We start from the raw sequence: 19,773 nt of genomic DNA on the forward strand, positions 1-19,773 counted from the left end.
ATGACGGTCGTGTTGTCCTCCGAACGCGATCGCGAGGTCTTGCGGTCGTTCGCGCACCGGATCGATGCCGGTGACGCGGGCGCGCACAACAACCTCGGCGTCCTCTACTTCAACAAGGGGATGACGGCGGAGGCGGTGGCGGCGTTCACGCGCGCGCTCGAGCTCGACCCCCGCATGACCATCGCCCAGCGCAACCTCGAGATTGCGTACTTCAACTCGGGCTACTACGACGCGCGCCTGCGCGCGCTGCGCGAGCGGCTGGCGACGCATCCGCGCGACCGCGCCGCGCGCTGGGAGCTGGGGCGCACGTACGCGCTGCTGGGCGACACGCGCCAGGCAGCCGACGCCTTCGGGGCGCTGCTGCGCGAGGATCCCGACGACGTGGACGCGATGTTGCAGCTGGCGCTGGCGGAAGGCGCCGGCGGCGATGCGGAACACGCCGAGCGGTGGCTGCAACACGCAGTGCAGCTCGCCCCCGCGCGCGCCGACCTGCACGTGCACCTGGGGCAGACGGCGTATCATCGCGGGCTCAATGACGAGGCGCTGCGTCACCTGCAGCGCGCCGTGCAGCTGGCGCCGGACGACGCCGACGCGATGTACCTGATGGCGTTCGTGCTGGGCGACCTGGGGCGGCACGAGGAGGCGCGCGAGGCCTCGCGCGAGGCCATGAAGCGCAATCCGGCGTTGGGGAAGGCACAGGCCAACCTGTCGCTCGAGCGCTTCGATGCCCGCTCGTACGAGCGCGTGCGCGAGGCGCGCGAGGCGCGCGGCCTCCCCGACCAGATGCACGTGGCGGAAGATGGGCAGCTCGCGCACTTCAACCTCGGCCTCGCCTTCCGGCAGAAGGGATACCTGGCCGAGGCGCTGCGCGAGTACCGGCTGGCGCTCGATCGCGGCGAGGATCGCACACTGGTGCTGCAGGCAATGGCCGAGGTCCACCTGCTGCGCAAGGAGTCGGCGGCGGCGGTGCAGCTGTATGACCGCCTGCTGCAGGAGCTGCCGCACTCGCCCAAGCTGTGGAACGAGCGCGGGATCGCGCTGCACCAGGATGGGCGGCACGCCGACGCGGCCGCCAGCTACGAGCGGGCCATTGCGGCTGACGAGCACTACGTCCTGGCGCTGAACAACCTCGGCGTGGCGCACGACCACGCGGGGCGGCCGGATCGTGCCTTCGATGCCTTCCGCCGCGCGCTGCAGGAGGAACCGGGCTTCCTGAAGGGACGTCTCAACCTCGCGCTCCTCCTCTTCCGGCAGGACGACCACCAGAACTGCCTGGAGGCGTACCGCCAGGTGCTACGCCTGGCGCCGGAGCATCCGGTGGCGTGGAACGGGGTGGGGCTGGTGCTGTCGCACCTGCGCAAGTTCGAGGATGCGCGCAACGCCTTTGCACGTGCGGTGGAGGCGCGGCCGGGCTACGCCGAGGCGCACTACAACCTGAGCTTCGCGCTCTCGAACCTCGGCGACTTTGCCGGGTCGCTGCGCGAGACCAAACGTGCGCTCGAACTCGATCCGTACTACACACCGCAGAAGTTCGAACTCGCCGTCGACCTCGAGTTCGAGGACCCGCTGCTCGAAGTTGCCCCCGACCTGGGTGGCGAGCGACGCGACCAGGGCGTGGACGAATTCGCCTTCGAACCACAGGCACTGGAACGGTTGTTCGAGGAGATCGCGCCCGAGCACCAGCCGCTGAAGGCGGGGCGGGGGAGCACGCCCTTCGCGGCGGGGCTGGCGCTGGCGGCGGAGGGAAGCCTCGAGCGCGCCGCGGCCGAGCTGCGCCGCGCCATCGCCGAGGGGGCGCCGCGCGACCTGGGGCTCGTGGCGTTAGGCGATGTCTTCCTCGCACACGGTGCGGCGGGTGAGGCGCTGGAGCGCTTCCGCGAGGCGCGCACGCTCACCCCGACGCTGCGCGCCGCCGCCGTCGGTGAGCTGCGTTCGCTCGCGATGCTGCGGCGTCACCGCGACGCCATCGACGTGGCGCGGTGGGTCGAGGAGAACGCGGCCGACGATGTCGACGCGCTCCTCCTCGTGGCCGACGTGCTCGCCGAGACCGACGCGACCGACGACGCCCACGCGATCCTGGCGCGCGCGCGGCGGCTGGCGCCGATGCGCCCGGACGTCCTGCAGGCGATTGGTCGCGTGGCGCACGTGGTGGGCGACGACCTGCTGGCGATCGAGTCGTACCGGCACGCGATCGCGCTGGACGAGGACTTTGCCGCCTGCCGCGTGCAGCTGGCGGAGCTGCTGCGCGCCGCCGGACTGCTCGACGATGCGGAGCGCGAACTCGAGGCGGCGCTGGTGAGCGTCCCGACCTACGGGGATGCGGTGCTGGCGCTGGCCGCGCTGCGGCGGGAGACGGCTCGCGCCCTGGAGACGATCGACCTCCTCGCCACCTTTCTCGAGAGCGACCCGTATCACCTCGATGCGCTCGCGTCGCTGGGAGAATCGCTCTTCCTGGCCGGGCGCCGCGACGACGCACGCTTCGCCTTCACGCGCGTCCTGCGCTTCGACGGCGACCACGTCGGGGCGCTCTACTTCACCGCGGTGCTGCTCGCCGAGGCGCACCGCTACGACGAGGCCATGGCGCACTGGGAGCGCGTCACCGACCTGGAGCCGGCCTCGCCGTTCGCGCGCCGCGCCCGGCGCGACACGCGCACCGCGCAGGACCTGCAGCGCATCTTTGTCGGTCGTCCGCACCGCGACGACGCGAGCGCCTGAGCCATGGCGATCGAGGGCCCGCTCCGCGAACTCGGCATCCATGACGTCTTCCAGCTCCTCGACCTGAGCCGGAAGACGGGACGGCTGCGCGTGACGTCGGCGCTGCGCGACAACGAGGGGACGGTGTACTTCAAGGACGGGCGCGTCATTTCGGCAAACGTCCGCTCCAACCCGCACCCGTTAGGTGCGGTCCTCCTCCGCGCCGGCAAGGTGGTGGGCGACGACCTCGAGGCGGCGCGCGCCCTGCAGCAGGCACCTGGCGAGTCGCGCCGCCTGGGGGAGATCCTCGTCGCGATGGGCGTCATCACGCAGCGCGAGCTGGAACGCCAGGTGCGCCGCCAGGTGGAGGCGGTGGTCTTCGAGCTCATGTCGTGGCAGGAAGGGTTCTTCTCCTTCGCCGAGATCGAGCTGGACGGCATCACGGTCGACGCGACCACCACCGTCGCTACCGAGGCGCTGCTGATGGAAGGCGCGCGCCGCGTGGACGAATGGACGCAGATGCAACAGCGCATCCCGCACATCGGCGTCGTGGCGTCGCTGGCACCGGTCGATGCCGAGCACCCGACCTCACTCGACCTCCTCCCGAATGAGTGGGAAGTGCTGGCGGCGATCGATGGGGAGCGCGACCTGCGCGGGGTAGCGGCGTCGCTCGGGCGCAGCGAGTTCGAGGTGGCCAAGATCGCCTTCGGGCTTGTGGCGACCGGCGTGATCGTGGTCCGCGAACCGGCGCCGCTCACGGCAACACGGCACGAACCCGGCGAGCTGGCCACGCTGCTCAACGATGCACGCGACGCGCTACGCGACCAGCGCGCCGAGGATGCGCTGTCGTTCGCCGCCACCGCGATTGCCCTCTCCCCGCGCGACCCCGAGGCACGGCTGCTCATGGCGCGCGCCCTTTTCCACCTCGAGCGCGACGTGGAGGCCGAGGAGGAGTTGCAGCTGTCGCTGGAGATCGATCCGCGCAATGCGAGTGCGCTGATGGACGCGGCGCGCCTGGCGGCGCGTCGCGGCGAGCTGGCGTCGGCCATCGCCTACTGGCAGCGCGTGGTGGCGGTGCATCCCGGCTCCCTGCTCGCCGAGCAGGCGCGCGACGCGATTGCGCATGCCACTCGGCTGAGCGCGATGCTGGAGGCAGTCGATGCCTGACGAGATCGCGCGCCTCAGCGAGGCGCTCGCGCACGACCCGGCGGGGATGGGGTGGATCCCCCTCGCCGACGCGCTGCGCCGTGCCCGCCGCCTTCCCGCCGCCGAGCGCACCGCGCTGCGCGGGCTGGAGCGGCATCCGTACCAGGGCGATGGACACGACGTCCTGGCGCGCATTGCAGCCGACGGCGGTGACCTTGGGCGCGCGCGCGACGAGTGGGAGATGGCGTTGCGGCTGGAGCCGCGACACGTCGGGGCCCGGCTGGGACTGGGGTGGCTGGCGTGGCGGAACGGCGACCAGGCGGGTGCGCAGCGCTGGTGGCAGGGGGCGCACGACGTGGCGCCCAACGACCCGCGTGTGCGGGCCGCTGGTCGCCAGTTGCAACGCGCCGCGGGGACGGGGGAGGCATCGCCATCGCCCCAGATGACCGCCGCCGCCACCACCGCCGCCACCCTCACCGCCACCGCCCCTTCGCCCGCACCGTCGCCGGGTGTGGCCCCCGCCGGCGCGCGCTCCATCCTGCGCCCCCTCACCCCGTCGGACGAGGCAAACGAAGTACAGCCGGCGCCGGCCCCTCCGCCCGCGCGCGCCGCCGAGCCGCGGCGCGGCGGAGTGAAGCCGGCGGTGACGTCGTCGCTCCCGGCCAACGCGCCGGTGCCGCTGCCAGCCAACGCGCCGGCGCCGGCCGAACACCCGGGCGACGCGCGATCGGTCTTTGCCTCCATCGTGCGCGGTGGGGCGAGGTTCGCCCTCCTCGTCGATGCCGATGGGCTGGTACTGGCCGGGGCGACCGCCGTTGCGTCTGGCGAGGACCGAAGCGACCTGCTGGCCGCCGAACTGTCCGGGCTGTCGGCCGAGGCGCAGGTGGCGCTGCAGCAGTTGCAGCTGGGGGCCTGGGAGCACGTGCTCGTCGAGGGCGACGCGGCCACACTGGCGCTTGCGCCCGGCGGCGCGGCGACCATCACGCTCGTGGCCACCGCGGCGGGCACCCCCGCCGGCTTGCCGCGCCTCCTCCTCGACCGCGCGCGTCAGCGCGCCGAGCAGTGGATGGCGTCGCTGTGAACGCGCGCACCATTGCCCCGGGGCTCGATGCGCTGGCGCGCCTGCGCGGCGTGCGCGGTGTCGTGCTGACGTCGGAGCGCGACGCGCTCCCCATCGAGGCGCGCGCGCATGTCGACGTCGATGTCGATGCGCTCGCCGCCTTTGGCACCGGACTGTATCGCCGCGCGTGCGCCGTGGCCGACGTCTCGGACGCCGGCGGCGTGCGCATCGTCTCGATCGACGCCGCCCACGGACGCGTGGCGGCAACAGCACGCGGCGAGTTGCTCATCGTCGTCCTCGCCGATCGCGAGGCGCATCCGGGACTGCTGCGCGTGTCGCTGCAGCGGGCGCTGGAGGGGCTGGCCTGACGGGATTCCCGCGCTAGCACATCGCCCATGCCCATCGTCAACTACGCCTCACGCGAGATCACCTGCAAGATCGTGTACTACGGTCCCGGTCGATCCGGCAAGACGACGAACCTGCACTACATCTACGACCGCGTCCCCGACGCACGGCGCGGCTCGATGGTCTCGCTCGCCACGCAGAACGAACGCACCCTGTTCTTCGATTTCCTCCCGCTCGACCTCGGGACGATCTCGGGCTTCAAGACGCGCTTCCAGCTGTACACCGTTCCCGGCCAGATCTACTACCGCGCCACGCGCAAGCTCGTCCTCACGGGCGCCGATGGCGTGGTCTTCGTGGCCGACTCGCAACGCCGGCAGCTCGACGAGAACATCGAGAGCCTGCGCGACATGCACGAGGTGCTGGCGGAGCAGGGGGTCGACGCGCGCGCGCTCCCGCTGGTGCTGCAGTACAACAAGCAGGACCTGCCGCACGAGCTGATCTGCACGCCAAGCGCGCTCGACGATGCGCTGAACTTCCGCGAGGTGCCGAGCTTCGCCGCCGATGCGCTGGCGGGGAATGGCGTCTTCGAGACATTGCGCAAGGCGTCGGAACTGGTGCTGCGCCGGCTGGGCAGCGCCGCCACCGTCGGGGCGGGGAGGTAGCGATGCTCGACGGACGCTTCCGCTTCGACAACTTTGTCGTGGGGCCGGCCAATCGCCTGGCGGCGTCGGCGGCGCGCGCCGTGGCCGAGGCGCCGGGGGCGGCGTACAACCCGCTCTTCATCTACAGCTCGTCCGGCCTCGGCAAGACGCACCTGCTGGGGGCCGTTGGGCATCTCGCCCGCCAGCTGCATCCCGGGCTCGCCATCGAGTACCTCACGCTCGACGACTTCGTGGCGCAGCTGCACCAGGCCATTGCCACGGGGCAGGCCGACGCCTTCAAGCGACGCTATGCCGGCGTCGGCCTCCTGCTGCTCGACGACGTTCAGTTCCTCACGGGGCGCGTGGAGACGCAGAGCGAGCTGCTGCGCGTCTTCAACGCGCTGCAGGGAAGCGGGCGACAGATCGTGATGACGTGCGACCGCGCGCCGTCGGACATCGCCGACGTGGATGAGCGACTCGTCTCGCGCCTGGCGGGCGGGCTCCTCGTCGACGTCGGTGTCCCCGACTACGAAACGCGGGTGGCCATTCTCCGCGCCAAGTGCGCCGAGCGCGACGTGCGCTTTGCCGCTGGCGTCCTGGAGGAGCTGGCCCGCTCGCCCGTGCACAATGTCCGCGAGCTGCAAGGTGCACTCAACCGGCTCATCGCGCACCAGGCGCTGCTCGACGCGCCGCTCGGGCTCACCGAGGTGTGGCACGTGTTGGGGAACGCGCGCACCACCGAGTCGGCACCGCCTGACGAGTTCGAGAACTTCCTCACCGACCTCGCCGCCACGGTCGCCGAGTCGGTCGAGACGTGGCGCGTGACGCTCGGCGAACGCATTGCGCGATGGTCGGGCCAGGGGATCCTCACCGGACGCCTGGAGCGCGAACTCGCGCGACAGGATCCCCCGGACCTCGACGCGCTCGAGGCAACGTTCGCCGCCGACGTCGAGCGGTTGCGCGCGCTGGAAGGCGAGGCCATCCGTCTCGATCCAACCGCGGCCGGCCTCCCGGTCTTTCGTGACCCGGAGCGCCTGGCCGAGGCGGAGGACGTCGTGGCGCGCCTCATCGTGCAACGCGAACCGCTCCCGGCGCCGCGCGCGGGCTATCGCCTGCACGACCTCGTGCGCACGGCGCGCAACCGCATGGCCATCCAGGCGGCGGCGGCGGTGATCGAGTCGCCGGGGTCGCGCTACAACCCGCTCGTCATCCACGGACGATCGGGCTCCGGGAAGACGCACCTCGCGCACGCCATCGGCAATGCGCTCCGCTCCCGCGACGAGCAGGGGTGCTCGGTGGCCTGCGTCGAGGCAAACGACTACATCGAGGAACTCATCGACGCGTTGCAGCTGGGCACGGTCGAGCGCTGGCGTGCCCGCTATCGCACCGCCGACGTGCTCATCGTCGACGGCGTCGAGGCCCTGGCCGGAAAGGAGCGCACGCAGGAGGAGTTCTTCCACCTCTTCAACGTCTTGCAGCAGGCGGGGCGCCAGCTCATCCTCACGCTCGATCGCCCGCCCGCAGAGATCCCGGGGTTGCAGTCGCGCCTGCGCTCGCGCTTCGAGGGAGGGCTGGTCGTGGAGATGGCGGCCGTCGACGGCGACGATCGATGGGGACGCACCACGCCAGTGCACGCCGGCGACGAAGCGGCCGCCCCGACGATCGACGCCGTGGTCGAGGCCGCGCTGTCGCCCGCGGGCGACGAGGAACGCGACGACCACCTTCCCGACTTCGACGCACTTGCGCGCGCCTCGCAGCCGCTGGATTCCTTCTTCCTCGACGCCGAGAAGGTCGTGGCCGAATGGCCGCTGGTTGACGGGCGCGTGCTCGAGGAGTGGCGCTGATGGCCATCCGGGGCTCACTCCGCGAAGCGTCGCTCCCCGACGTCCTGCAACTCCTCGCGATGGGGAAGAAGAGCGGCTGCCTCAGCGTCACGCATCGCAACGCCTTCGGCAACATCTATTTCGACCGCGGGCGCATCTCCTATGCGTCCATCGTCAACCGGCGCGACCGCCTGGGCGACATCCTCGTCAAGGACGGCCTCATCTCCCACGCCGACCTCGAGGCCGCCATCGCCGTGCAGGCGCTGTCGCCCGAGCGCAAGCTGGGCGAGATCCTCGTCGCGCAGCGCGTCCTCGCGCGCGAGGAGTTGCACCAGTACATCAAGCACCAGATCGAGGAGGCGGTCTACTTCCTCTTCACCTGGAACCAGGGGACCTTCTCGTTCGAGGCCGACATCCGCCCCGACGCGCAGGACATCCTCGTTTCCATCAACCCGGAGTCGCTCCTCCTCGAGGGGGCGCGCCGGGTCGACGAGTGGTCGCTGATCGAGAAGAAGATCCCGTCGTTCGACATCATCTTCTCCATCGATCGGCAGCACCTGCTCGACAGCAAGGTGGAGTTGACGCCGGAACAGGAGTCGCTCGTCCCCAGCATCGACGGGCAGCGCGACGTGGCCGCGCTCATCGACGAATCGGGGTTGGGGGAGTTCGAGGTGGGGAAGGCGCTCTACGGGCTCATCACCGCCGGCTTCATGCATCGCGTGGGGCGCACGCGCGCCCCGGAGCCGGTGAGCCAGGAGGCGCGCATCACGGAGCACCGCAACCTCGGCGTCGCCTTCTACAAGACGGGGATGCTCGACGAGGCGATGCGCGAGTTCCGGCGCGTCGCCGAGTTGCGCCCCGGCGACGAGCACGGCGAGTTCTACCTCGGCCTCCTCGCGCTGCGCCAGGGGCGCCTGGAGGAGGCGGTGCGCACGCTGCGCACCGCGGCTGCTCGCCCCGCCGCCAAGGGGGCCACGCACCTCAACCTTGCCTATGCGCTGGAGCGCTCCGGGCGACTGGACGAGGCCCGCCTCACCCTGGCGCGCGCCGAGCAGCTCCTCGGGAACGACCCCACGTTGCGCCTGGCGGGGGCCGTCCTGGCGCTGCGCCGCCACGACGTCGCCGCCGCCGACGAGGCGTTGCGTGATGCTGCCGCGCTTTGGGGAACGCGCAAGCGCCCCGCGGCATGGTTCCACTACGCCGGCCTGGTCGCCGCCATCCTCGGCGACCTCGATCGTGCGCTCACCGTCCTCGAGGAGGGCGTCACCGTCCACCCGCATTCCGCCGTTCTCCTCAACAACCTCGCCACCGTGCTGGAGCGCCGCGGGCGCCATGCCGAGGCGACCAGCGTCGCCGATCGCGGGCAGATCGAGGATGCGTCGCTGCCGCAACTGCACAAGAACGCCGGCGACCTGCACTACCGCGCCGGTCGCTACGACGACGCGCTCGATTGCTACATGCGCGCCGTGCGCGCCGCCCCCGACCTCGGCGGCGACGTCTGGCTCAAGCTCGGCAACATCCGGTTCCGCCGGCGCGAGCGCGAGGAGGCCATCCGCTGCTGGGAACGCTCGCTCGCGCTGGCCCCCGACAATCCCATGGCGCGCACCAACCTCGAGACCGCGCAGCGGCTCGCCTGACGCGTGACGATCGTGACCACTCCCGTCGCCGCTCCTGACATTCACGTGAATGTCGGCGAAGCCGCCGTGCTCCGCGAGCGCGGCGTGATGGCCAGCGTGGGACTGGGCTCATGCGTCGCCATCGTGCTGCACGATCGCGTGGCACGCGTGGGCGGGATGGCGCACGTGCTCCTTCCGCACGAGGCGCTGTCGCGAACGCCCGGGAAGCCGTCGCGCTTTGCCACCACCGCGGTGGGGCACCTGCTCACGCTGATGCGTGACCTCGCGCGCGCCGCCGAACCCGGCGCAACGGTCGATGCCGCCGAGGCGCGCATCGTGGGCGGCGCGTCGATGTTCGCCGCGCTGCTCAACGGTGGCGGCATCAACATGGGAGAGCGCAACGTGCACGCGACGCGCCGTGCGCTGGCCGCGGCCGGCATTCCCCTTGTTGCCGAAGATACCGGCGGCGATTTCGGGCGCAGCGTCTACTTCGATGTGGCCACCGGCGAGCTCCGCGTCACCTCGATTCGACATGGCGAACGCCTTCTCTAGCCGGCGCACGGTGCTCGTCGTCGACGACTCGCCGTTCATCCGGCAGGTCGTGCGCGACCTCATCGACAGCTCACCGGAGTTTGTCGTCATCGGGGAGGCAGGGGATGGCCACGCCGCTCTGGCCATGGTGCACGAGCGCCAGCCCGACCTGGTCACGCTCGACGTGCAGATGCCGGGGCTCGATGGCCTGGCGACGCTCGGCTATCTCATGAGCGAGGCGCCACGCCCGATCGTGATGCTCAGCGCCCTGGGCGACGGCGGCGAGACGACGATGCGCGCGCTCGAACTGGGAGCGGTGGACTTCGTGCGCAAGCCGGGGAGCGGCGATGTCCTCGACCTCGTCACCCTGCGCGAGCGACTGCTCGGTGCGCTCCGCACCGCGGTCTCGGCGCACTATCGCTCGGTCCCCGTGCTGGCGCGCGCGCGCTCGGCGGCGGGTGGGCGCGTGCGCACACCGCCGGCGCTGAGCGCGCTCCCCGTACGAGCGGCTACGCACGTCGTCATCATCGCCTCGTCCACCGGTGGGCCGCGCGCCCTGGCGGAGATCGTGCCCTCGCTCGCCATCGGTGACGCGGCCGTCGTCATCTGCCAGCACATGCCGCCCGGTTTCACGGAGAGCCTGGCCCGCCGCCTCGATGCCCTGGCGAGCGTTCCCGTCACCGAGGCGGTGGATGGGGAGCTGTTGGCCGCCGGGCGTGTCTACGTTGCACCTGGCGGCGTGCAGACGACGCTGCACCCCGGCCAGGGCACGTTGCGGCTGGCGGTGCGCCCCGGCCCCCCCGTCCACGGCGTCGTCCCCGCTGCCGATCCGCTCCTCCGCACGGCGGCGGAGCACCTTGGCCCCCGCGCCATCGCCGTGATCCTCACCGGCATGGGACACGATGGCGCGCGAGGCACGCGCCTCCTCCGCGAGGCCGGCGGCTTCGCCATCGTGCAGGACGAACAGACCTCCATCGTGTATGGCATGCCGCACGCGGCGCTCGCGCTGGCCGGCGCCGATAACATCGCACCGCTCGGCGAGGTCGCTGCCGCCATCGCGACCGGGCTGCAGCGCCGCGGGTGTGACGTGGAACGCATTCCGGCGAGCGCGCCGGGCCATGGTGACGTCGCACCGCGCTTGCGCGGCGATGCCGACACGAGGAAGGCGCGTGACGCGCGGCGCCCGGCAACGGTCAATTCCCAGGATGATGCCTGACGCCGCACTTTCGCCCAGTTCGCTCAGCGCCTTCGTGCGATTCCGCGACCGTGTGCGGGCGCGTACCGGGTCGGCGGAGCTGTTGGCGTTTCGCCTGGGGGATGAACGGTTCGCCTTCGACGTTCGCGCGCTCGACGAGGCCGTCGACCAGCCGCATGTCGAAATGACGCCGGTCAACGGCGCGGCGATCCTCGTTGGGCTCATGCGCCATGCCGACCGCTCGATTCCCGTCTTCGACACGGCACGAGTGCTCGGCGTGCGGCGCGACACCCTCGCGGCCGTCGACGCGCCATCGCAGGTGCTGGTGATGCGAAGCGGTGCGCGCCGTATCGCCCTGCTCGTCGATGCGATCGACGATGTGGTCACCCTCGAACTCACGACCATCCAGCCTCCCCCGTTCGATGCCGGCGATGAACTCCTCATCGGGGTGACATGGAATGGAGAGGACGGCGACCTGACCGCCATCCTCGATGCACGCGCGCTCATCGTGCATTGCCAGCAGCGCGCACCGGAGGTGGCGGGATGACCGCGCGCACGCGTTCCGCGTCGACGGCCGCAGGGGCGACGATACGCCTTGTCACCTTTGGTGTGAGTGACGCGTGGTATGCGGCCGACATCGCCTTCGTCGAGCGCGTCCTGCGCAGGGAAGGGGTGCATCCCGTTCCCAACATGCCCACGTGGATGGACGGCGTGCTGGAGCACCACGGGCGCTTCGTCCCCGTCATCGACCTCTGCCAGCGTTTCGCGCTCCCCGGTGCCGCGCCTTCCACTCCTGTCACGGCGCATGCCGCCACCGCGCACGCCGGCGACGCCCATCGGCACCCGGCCGCGGGCGGAACGCAGGGGCGACTCCTCCTCCTGTCGTCAGGCCAGGAGGTCGTGGCCGCCGCCGTGGACCGCGTCGTCGATGTGCGGGCGGTACAGCTGACGGACATTGCCCCGCCGCCGGCCCTCGTGCGCGGCGTCACCGGTGAGTTCATCACCGGCATGGTGCGGCGCGACCAACAGGTGGTCTACATCCTCGACATCGCGAAGCTCCTTTCGCCCGACGAGCATCGCGCGCTCGACGGATACCGGGTCGAACCCTCCGATCGAGCCCTCTCGCCGTCGTGATGCCTGACGAGTCCCTGGCCACCCTGCGCGCACACCATGAGTCGCTGCGCGTCGCACTCCTCGCCCCCGACGCCCCGGGGCGCCGCGACGCGCTCAAGGCTGAGATCATCGCGCTCTACAAATCCATCGAGCGCGAGATGGCGGACCTTGCCGCGCTCAAGGAAGACGTGAAGGGACTCGTGCAGCAGTGGAAGTCGCTCGACGAGGTACACGGACAGGCGGTGGCGGCCGTCGGCGCCGCGCCGGCTCCGCCGACCGAGACGATTCAACCGCCGGCGGCCGATGCTCCCACGCGCGCCGACCACCTCAACGCCTCCACCTACCTCGAGAAGGGGTGGAGCCTGATGTCGTTAGGCGATCATGCCGGCGCCGAGGCGGCCCTCACCCGCGCGCTGGAACTCGCCCCCAACGATCCGCACGGCGAGTCGCTGCTCGGGTGGGCGCAGATGCTCCAGGACAAGCACGACGACGCACTCCTCAACTTCCAGAAGGTCCTCATGCGCCAGCCGCAGAACTCGCTCGCGCGCATCAACGTGGGCTACATCTGCCTCAAGAAGAAGATCTTCGGCGAGGCGATCGAGCACCTGTCCAAGGCCATCCGGCTCGACAACGATCGCAAGGCCACGCTCTACGCCCACTACTACCTCGGCCTCCTCTACCTCGAGCGCGAGATGTACGAGGATGCGCAGAACTTCCTGCGAAAGGCGATCGCCCTCGGCCCAAACCTCATCGAGGCCTATTACGAACTGGGGCGCGCCATCTTCTTTGCCGGCGATCGCGACGGGGCGCTCGGCGCGTGGCGCGACGGCGCGCGCCAGAACAAGTTCAATCCATGGGGGAAGCGCTGCGCCGAGCTGTTGCAGCACGTGGAGGGTGGCGGCGTCCCGCCGCGCTCCGCGTAGTCCGTCGATTCGCCGGTCGCCCGGGGAGCCTTGGCCGGGGCGGCGGTAGCGGTTGGAGCGTCATGGCCGTCCTGATCGCCGTCGCGCTCGCCGTTTGTGCCCGGAGCGCGGCGACCCAATCGCCCCCCGATCGCCTCGAGCGCGGGCGTGTGACCGTCGAGTCCTACCCGCAGGACGCCGCCCTCGCCCGGTCGCTCCTGAACGAAGCCATCCGGTTCGACACCTTTCCCGGTCTCCCGCGCCCCCAGTCGCCCCTCCTCATCCAGGTGGCGCCGGACCGGGAGACGTTCCGGTCATGGATAGGCCCGGGGGCGCCGGAATGGGGGGCGGCGTTTGCCATCCCCGGCGAGCGGCGCATCATCCTGCAGGGGCGTTCCGCCCCGTCGGATGCCGGCGATCCGCTGCGGGCGCTGCGGCACGAGTTGGCGCACCTCGCCCTGCATGAATACCTGGGCGATCTGGCGCCGCGGTGGTTCGACGAGGGGTATGCGTCTTATGCGGCGGGCGAGTGGGACCGGGAGCAGGTGATCGCGACCAACGTGGCGCTCGCTTGGCGTGGCGTGCCGTCGCTCGAGGCGCTCGATTCGGGCTTCTTTGCCGGCCCGTCCCGCGCCGATGCGGCCTACGCGCTGGCGCACCGCGCCGTCGCGGAGTTGGCGGCGCTGGACCCGCAGCGCGGACTCACGCTCCTCCTTGAGTATTGGAAGGAGGAAGGGGCGTTCGAGCCGGCGCTGCGCCGCGCCTACGGGATGACGCAGGGGCAGTTCGAGCAGCGGTTCCGGGCGCAGACGCGACGGCGCTACGGCGTGCTGGCACTGGCCGCCGACGTCATGATCGCCTCGACCCTGGTGGTGTTCTTCGTCGGGCCGTTCTGGCTGATTCGCCGGCGCAGGGACAAGGCGCGGCTGGCGGCGATGCGCGTCGCCGACCAGGAGGCCGAGCGTCGCGAGCGGGAAAGCGCGCTGGAACTGCTCCTGCGCGACGCGGCGCCGACCTCGTCGGAGGGACCAACATTGAAGGACGATTAAGCGTAAGCGCCGCGTAGATATTCGCTTGACACTGGGACTTGGGCGTCCGTATCCTTCCGGCCTTATGGCACAACCCAGCCCGGCGCCGCGTTCGCGGCCACTTTTGTTTTGGGGCATTGCACTCGCGGCCATCGTTGCAGGATTTGTGGACCTGTGGCGCGGTGGCGAGACGATCGCTCCGATTCTCCTGGTGATCGGCTACTGCGTCCTGGTGCCGATCGCAATCCTCAAGTAACGCGCACACCCGTCGGCGGGCGAATAGCTCAGTTGGTTAGAGCGCCTGCCTTACACGCAGGATGTCGGGGGTTCGAGTCCCTCTTCGCCCATTTCTGCAGGTATCCACGGACCCTGGTTTTCGGGGTGGTGTAGGCAATGAATAACCCCTTGGAGGACATGAGAGTGTCGGCTCGGCAGCGCCACGGTCGCTTCGTTGCGGCTATCCTGGTTGGATTGGCGATTCAGGGCTCCGTTTCGGAGCTCGGCGCCCAGCAGCAGACGTTGCAGCGCGGCCAGACCCCTGGCCCGCGCTTCATGGTCCCCGTACTTCGGAGCAATGAACGCGCGCTGGGGGCGCAGATCGCCGACCAGCTCCGCGAGCGCATGGGGGGCGACTTCATGATGCGCACCCTGTGGATCATCCCGAAGTCGGACATCGAAAACGCGCTCGAGCAGTCCGGCTATTCCAAGACGGAACCGCTCAACGCCAACGACGCGAAGCAGCTCGCGAACCTCATTCGCGCCGAAGAGTACGTCGAAGGAACGGTCAACAAGACGGGCGCCGGCTACGAGTTCGAGGGCTACCTCCTCCTCGTGCGCGGTGACGGCATGGTCCAGCCGCTCCCCAAGGTCGCGGGCGCCAAGCTTGGCGACATCGCCAAGGGCGTCTCGGGCGCCATCGACGATGCCCGCAAGCCGCTCGACGAGATCAAGAAGTGCACGCTCGACGCGCGGCAGTCCAAGTGGAACGACGCCATCACATCGGCCCAGAAGGGGATGAAGGACTACCCCAACTCGGTCATGGCCCGCGTCTGCCTCCTCGAGATCGCCAACTCGCAGAAGTGGGGCGCCGACTCGATCATCAAGTTCTCCGAGGACATCATCCGCCTGCATCCGCAGAACAAGCGCGCCCTCGCGCTCGTCTCGGATGCGTACGGTGAGAAGAAGATGGATGAGCAGCAGATCAAGACGCTCACCACGCTCCTCGCGCTCGACCCGACCAACGCCCGCCTCACCGAGACGGTCGTCAACATCATCGCCGCCAGCGGCAAGCCCGAAGTTGCCCGTCCCATCATCGACGAGGCGGTGAAGCAGAACCCGGGCGACCCCTCGCTCATCCGGCTCCAGTGGCGCATCTACCTCGCGCTCAAGGAGTACAAGCAGGCCGTCGCGATCGGTGAGGAGATGGTCAAGGCCGACACCGCCGTTGCCGACACGAACTTCTTCACGCGTCTCGCGTCGGCGTACCTCCTGTCGGGCGATACCGCCAAGGCGGCCGAAGCGGCCGGGCGCGGGACCGCGAAGTTCGCCAACAACGCCGGGCTCTGGATGCTGCAGGGACAGCTGGCGCGTCAGGCGGGGCAGGGGTCGCAGTCGCTCATTGCCCTTCGCAAGGCGGTCGCAATCGATCCCAAGATCGCCGGTGCGAACCTGATGATTGCCCAGGCCTTCGCCGACATGAACCTGCCGGACTCGATGGTCATGGCGCTCAAGGCCGCTGAGGCCGCGGGCGATTCCAAGGAGACCATCGGCGGCATGGCGCTTTCGCAGGGCAACAAGATGTACAAGGTATGGAACGCGCAGAATCCGAAGGTCCCGGAGGCTGCGGCGCCTATCCTCGACATTCTCGCCTACTCCGACAAGGTGGCGCCGTCGCCCACGTCCAAGTTCCTCCAGGGCGTCATCAACCTGCTGCTGGGGCAGACGTATCTGACCAACAACGCGCAGGCCAAGAGCTGCGAAGTCGCCAACAAGGCGGCCGACGCGCTGACCAACGCCAACATGCTCATCCCGGCGGGGGCGAAGGCCTTCCCCGATCAGGCGGGACAACTCATGCAGGCGCTGCAGCAGTTCACGCCGTACGCCGACAACCAGAAGAAGACGCTCTGCAAGTAGAGCTGCGTTGAGCGTCGGCACAGGGTGCCGGCACCGATGTCCGAGACGCCCGCTACCGATCCGGTGGCGGGCGTCGCTCGTTTGCGTCGGGACGGCGAGCAAGGGGGCGAGCAATCAACTGGAGCGCCTTCGCGACGTGTCGCGAAGCAATGCACGCGATGTGCATAACTCCGTTAGACACAAGCACTTGACGCACCGTTCAAGGCTCGGCTAGTATGACGCGTCCTTCAATCGGCCGCATGACCTGGGAGAGCGCCTACCATGCGCCGGTCCTCGCGCGCGAGGTGGCTGAGTTGTTAGGCAACGCACGGCATGTCCTCGACGGTACGCTCGGAGGCGGCGGCCATGCGTTGGCCCTGCTCGAGCGCGGCGCGCACGTGACCGGCATCGACCGCGACCCGGAAGCCGTCCGGGAGGCTCGGTCTCGCCTGTCGCGCTTTGTGGGCGCCGGGACGTTCGAGGCGTATCAGGCCAACTACGCCGATCTCGAGTCGATCACCGCGCTCAGCGCTTCCCGCTTCGATGGGATCCTGCTCGACCTGGGCGTGTCGTCGCACCAGTTGGACGATGAGCGGCGCGGCTTCACCTTTCGCCCGGGAGCGACGTTGGACATGCGCATGGGCGAAGACGCGACGCACACCGCCGCCGACTTTCTCAACACCGCGCCCGAGAGCGAACTGGCGTGGGTCTTTCGCGAATATGGCGACGAGCGCCGTGCGCCGCGCCTGGCGCGCGAGGTCGCGCGTCGGCGCGCCAACCGTCCCTTTGAGACGTCGGACGACTTCGTGGGTGCCATTCGCGGCGCCCTCGGCGCAACCTCGGGGCCGGCCGACTTCGCGCGCCTCTTCCAGGCCGTGCGCATCGCCATCAACGATGAACTCGCCGGGCTGGAGCGCGCGCTCCCGCTGTTGCGCGAACATCTTGCCCCTGGCGGCGTACTCGCCGTCATCGCCTACCACTCGGGCGAGGACCGCCTGGTGAAGCACGCCTTCCGCGAGTGGAGCACCGCCTGCACCTGCCCGCCGCGGCAGCCGGTGTGCACCTGCCGGGGTGTGGCGATGGGCACCCTGCTCACGCGTCGCGCTATCACGGCGTCGGACGATGAGATCGCGTCCAACGCGCGCGCGCGCAGCGCACGCCTTCGCGCCTTCCAGCGCAGCACGGAGTCGGCATGGCCAAGCGCCGCGTAGCCCGCCGGGGTCGCGTGCAAGTCGCCATCGCGCTCTCCGCCTTCGTTCTCGTGATGGTGGGGGTGGTCTGGCGACGCACACTGGGCTACGGGAAGGCGCTCGAGATGCGGCAGATGGAGGGGCGCGTGAAGGAACTCGAGGCCGATCGCGCCAAGCTGGTGAACGACATTCGCAGCGGCAGTTCGATCGCGCGGCTGGCGCCCATCGCCGAGGCGCGTCTCGGGCTGCGCATCGCCAGCGACTCCCAGACCATCCACCTTCCCATGCCCGCGCCGCGGGAGCGGAACTGACGCATGCAGGTCCCGACCCGCCTTCGCATCGTGCACGGCGTCCTCGCCGTCTTCGCCGTGGCGCTGGTGGCGCGTGCGGCGCAGGTGCAACTCTTCGAGCACGACAAGTGGGCGCAGCGCGCGGAGAGCCAGCACACCGCCGAGGCGTCGCTTCCCGCCCCGCGCGGCGAGATCGAGGATGCCACCGGGACCACGCTCGCCCGCAGCCGCGAGTTGGTCTCGCTCAGCTTTGCGCTCGACGTGATGAAGGATCGCAAGGGGCTGTATCGCTCCCTTGTGAAGCTTGGCGTCTCGCCGGCCAAGGCGCGCCCCGTGCTGGACAAGCAGCGCAAGTGGTACGACCTGCGCGAGCGTTTCCTGCCGTCGACGGTCAGCGCGCTGGTGAAGGTGCCCGGCGTCCGTTCGGCCGCCGCGGGAGAGCGCGTCTACGTCGTGTCCGACGGGTCGCGCCAGCTGCTGGGGCGCTACGACGCGGCTACCAACAAGGGGGAAGGGCTGGAGCAACTCCTCGACTCGCTCCTGCGCGGCCAGCCGGGAACCGCGCGCACGCTGCGCGCCGCCAACGGACGTCGTTTCAACACTCCCGACCTGCTGAGCGAACCGCCGCGCCCCGGGCACACGGTGCGCCTGACGATCAACCAGGTCCTGCAGGACATCTGCGACCAGGCCATCGCCGACGCCACGCGCCGCCTCGATGCCGACGGTGGCGACATCGTCATCCTCGACCCGCATTCCGGTGAGCTGCGCTGCCTGACGAGCTTTCGTCGCGGTCAGCGCGTCTTCTCCCCGCTCACGATCGTCGAGCCGTTCGAGCCCGGCTCCACGCTCAAGCCGTTTCTGGTAGGGAAGCTGGTGCAGACGGGAAAGGCATCACCGGGCGAAATGATCAACACGCGCAATGGCGTGTGGGAAGTGGACGGACGCCGGATCACCGACGTCCACAAGGCGAAGGCGATGAGTGTCGCCGACGTCATCCGGCACTCGTCCAACGTCGGGATTGCGACGCTGAGCGAGCGGCTCACGGACGGGGAGTTGTACACGCTGTATCGCGACCTGGGCTTCGGGACGCCGACCGGGATCTCGTTCCCGCGCGAGGCTGGCGGGACGCTGACGGAGCCGCGGCGGTGGACGAATCCCACGCACCACTCGCTGGCCATTGGCTACGAAGTGAGCGTGACGGCGTTGCAGCTGGCGCTGGCCTACGGCGCCATTGCCAATGGCGGCGAGCTCATGGCGCCGGCGCTCGTCAAGGAGATCCGTGACGCCGACGGCAAGGTCGTCTACACGCACCAGCCGCGGCACCTGCGGCGCGTCTACTCCGAGAAGACCACGCGCACCGTGATGGCGATGCTGGAGAGCGTCGTCGACAGCGGGACGGCGCAGGACGCGTCGCTGGCGACGTTCGACCTGGCGGGAAAGTCGGGCACGGCGCGCCGCACCGTTGGCGGGCGATACGGGCGCGGGGGCGTCCAGACCTACACGTCGTCGTTTGTCGGGCTCTTTCCGGCCCGCAAGCCGCAATACGTCGTGCTCGTCAAGCTGGACAACCCCCGCGGGACGTACTACGGCGGCAAGACGGCCGCCCCGGTCACCAAGGCGGTGATCACCGCCGCCCTCGCCGCGCGCAATGCGTCGCTGGACTGGGGGAACTTCACCCAGCGTCGCCCCTCGTACGTGGCGCCGCAGCAGCTGGCGGAGGACGCGCCCGCCGCCGCTGACGCGTCCCCCGCGCGCCAGGTGGCGGCCGGCGCGGTCGCCGCCGACTCGTCAGCCGCAACAGCCGCCCCGCTCCCGGTCGTCCCGCTCGTGGACACCACCCCCGAACCCGAACTCCGGGCGCCGACGCGCTTCGACATCTCGCGACCGCTCAAGGAGCAGGTCCGGCCCACGCGCGTCGTCTCGATCCCCGACGTGCGGGGGCTCCCGTTGCGCGTGGCGGTGCGCGAACTGCACCGCGCCGGCTTTCGCGTGCAGCTGACGGGTGGGAGCGGGAGCGTGACCGCCCCCCCACCCGGGGCCCCGGCGCGCACCGGATCCCTCGTCCGGCTCGCCCGCCCGTGAACGAC

At 70.3% G+C, this 19,773-nt stretch carries 18 protein-coding genes and 1 tRNA gene; all 19 read left to right on the top strand.

Going from position 1 to position 19,773, the window contains the following annotated elements:
* The 19 genes from IT359_06030 to IT359_06120 all read left to right on the top strand — a co-directional run bounded on the left by IT359_06030 (position 1) and on the right by IT359_06120 (position 19,768).
* A complete protein-coding gene (locus IT359_06030; GenBank protein MCC6928536.1) occupies positions 1–2,715 on the top strand; it encodes a tetratricopeptide repeat protein in 2,715 nt (904 codons plus the stop codon).
* Positions 2,716–2,718: 3 nt separating this feature from the next.
* Positions 2,719–3,861, top strand: a complete 1,143-nt coding sequence (locus tag IT359_06035; GenBank protein ID MCC6928537.1) for a DUF4388 domain-containing protein — start codon at positions 2,719–2,721, stop codon at positions 3,859–3,861.
* Positions 3,854–4,921 (top strand): roadblock/LC7 domain-containing protein, encoded by a 1,068-nt coding sequence (locus tag IT359_06040; GenBank protein ID MCC6928538.1) that lies wholly within the window; start codon positions 3,854–3,856, stop codon positions 4,919–4,921. Before IT359_06035 ends, IT359_06040 begins: the two co-directional genes overlap by 8 nt.
* The gene (locus IT359_06045; protein ID MCC6928539.1) at positions 4,918–5,268 is read left to right on the top strand and encodes a roadblock/LC7 domain-containing protein; all 351 of its coding nucleotides are present in this window, start codon (positions 4,918–4,920) and stop codon (positions 5,266–5,268) included. Before IT359_06040 ends, IT359_06045 begins: the two co-directional genes overlap by 4 nt.
* 27 nt (positions 5,269–5,295) lie before the next feature.
* Positions 5,296–5,907 carry a GTPase domain-containing protein gene (locus tag IT359_06050; GenBank protein MCC6928540.1) on the top strand — a complete coding sequence of 204 codons (612 nt, stop codon included), beginning with the start codon at positions 5,296–5,298 and terminating at the stop codon, positions 5,905–5,907.
* 2 nt (positions 5,908–5,909) lie between these two features.
* Positions 5,910–7,730 carry an ATP-binding protein gene (locus tag IT359_06055; protein MCC6928541.1) on the top strand — a complete coding sequence of 607 codons (1,821 nt, stop codon included), beginning with the start codon at positions 5,910–5,912 and terminating at the stop codon, positions 7,728–7,730.
* Positions 7,730–9,346 (top strand): tetratricopeptide repeat protein, encoded by a 1,617-nt coding sequence (locus IT359_06060; protein MCC6928542.1) that lies wholly within the window; start codon positions 7,730–7,732, stop codon positions 9,344–9,346. Before IT359_06055 ends, IT359_06060 begins: the two co-directional genes overlap by 1 nt.
* A gap of 12 nt (positions 9,347–9,358) precedes the next feature.
* Positions 9,359–9,877, top strand: a complete 519-nt coding sequence (locus IT359_06065) for a chemotaxis protein CheD (GenBank protein MCC6928543.1) — start codon at positions 9,359–9,361, stop codon at positions 9,875–9,877.
* Positions 9,858–11,072 carry a chemotaxis-specific protein-glutamate methyltransferase CheB gene (cheB, locus tag IT359_06070; protein ID MCC6928544.1) on the top strand — a complete coding sequence of 405 codons (1,215 nt, stop codon included), beginning with the start codon at positions 9,858–9,860 and terminating at the stop codon, positions 11,070–11,072. The genes IT359_06065 and cheB overlap by 20 nt, the downstream gene beginning before the upstream one ends.
* Entirely contained in the window at positions 11,062–11,598 is a 537-nt protein-coding gene (locus IT359_06075) for a chemotaxis protein CheW (protein MCC6928545.1), read from the top strand. Before cheB ends, IT359_06075 begins: the two co-directional genes overlap by 11 nt.
* Complete coding sequence (locus IT359_06080; GenBank protein MCC6928546.1) at positions 11,595–12,185, top strand: chemotaxis protein CheW; 591 nt, start codon at positions 11,595–11,597, stop codon at positions 12,183–12,185. Before IT359_06075 ends, IT359_06080 begins: the two co-directional genes overlap by 4 nt.
* The gene (locus IT359_06085; GenBank protein ID MCC6928547.1) at positions 12,185–13,087 is read left to right on the top strand and encodes a tetratricopeptide repeat protein; all 903 of its coding nucleotides are present in this window, start codon (positions 12,185–12,187) and stop codon (positions 13,085–13,087) included. The genes IT359_06080 and IT359_06085 overlap by 1 nt, the downstream gene beginning before the upstream one ends.
* A gap of 62 nt (positions 13,088–13,149) precedes the next feature.
* Complete coding sequence (locus IT359_06090; protein MCC6928548.1) at positions 13,150–14,115, top strand: hypothetical protein; 966 nt, start codon at positions 13,150–13,152, stop codon at positions 14,113–14,115.
* A 64-nt stretch (positions 14,116–14,179) separates the two neighbouring features.
* Entirely contained in the window at positions 14,180–14,350 is a 171-nt protein-coding gene (locus IT359_06095; GenBank protein MCC6928549.1) for a hypothetical protein, read from the top strand.
* A 17-nt stretch (positions 14,351–14,367) separates the two neighbouring features.
* A tRNA-Val gene (locus IT359_06100) sits at positions 14,368–14,441 on the top strand.
* 67 nt (positions 14,442–14,508) lie between these two features.
* Positions 14,509–16,227 (top strand): hypothetical protein, encoded by a 1,719-nt coding sequence (locus IT359_06105; protein MCC6928550.1) that lies wholly within the window; start codon positions 14,509–14,511, stop codon positions 16,225–16,227.
* A gap of 239 nt (positions 16,228–16,466) precedes the next feature.
* A complete protein-coding gene (gene rsmH / locus IT359_06110; protein ID MCC6928551.1) occupies positions 16,467–17,417 on the top strand; it encodes a 16S rRNA (cytosine(1402)-N(4))-methyltransferase RsmH in 951 nt (316 codons plus the stop codon).
* Positions 17,418–17,431: 14 nt separating this feature from the next.
* Positions 17,432–17,707: a hypothetical protein gene (locus tag IT359_06115; protein ID MCC6928552.1), complete on the top strand. Its 276-nt coding sequence runs from the start codon at positions 17,432–17,434 to the stop codon at positions 17,705–17,707.
* A 3-nt stretch (positions 17,708–17,710) separates the two neighbouring features.
* The gene (locus tag IT359_06120) at positions 17,711–19,768 is read left to right on the top strand and encodes a hypothetical protein (GenBank protein ID MCC6928553.1); all 2,058 of its coding nucleotides are present in this window, start codon (positions 17,711–17,713) and stop codon (positions 19,766–19,768) included.
* Positions 19,769–19,773 lie beyond the last annotated feature (5 nt).

The organism is Gemmatimonadaceae bacterium (assembly GCA_020852815.1).
Taxonomy (GTDB): domain Bacteria; phylum Gemmatimonadota; class Gemmatimonadetes; order Gemmatimonadales; family Gemmatimonadaceae; genus SCN-70-22.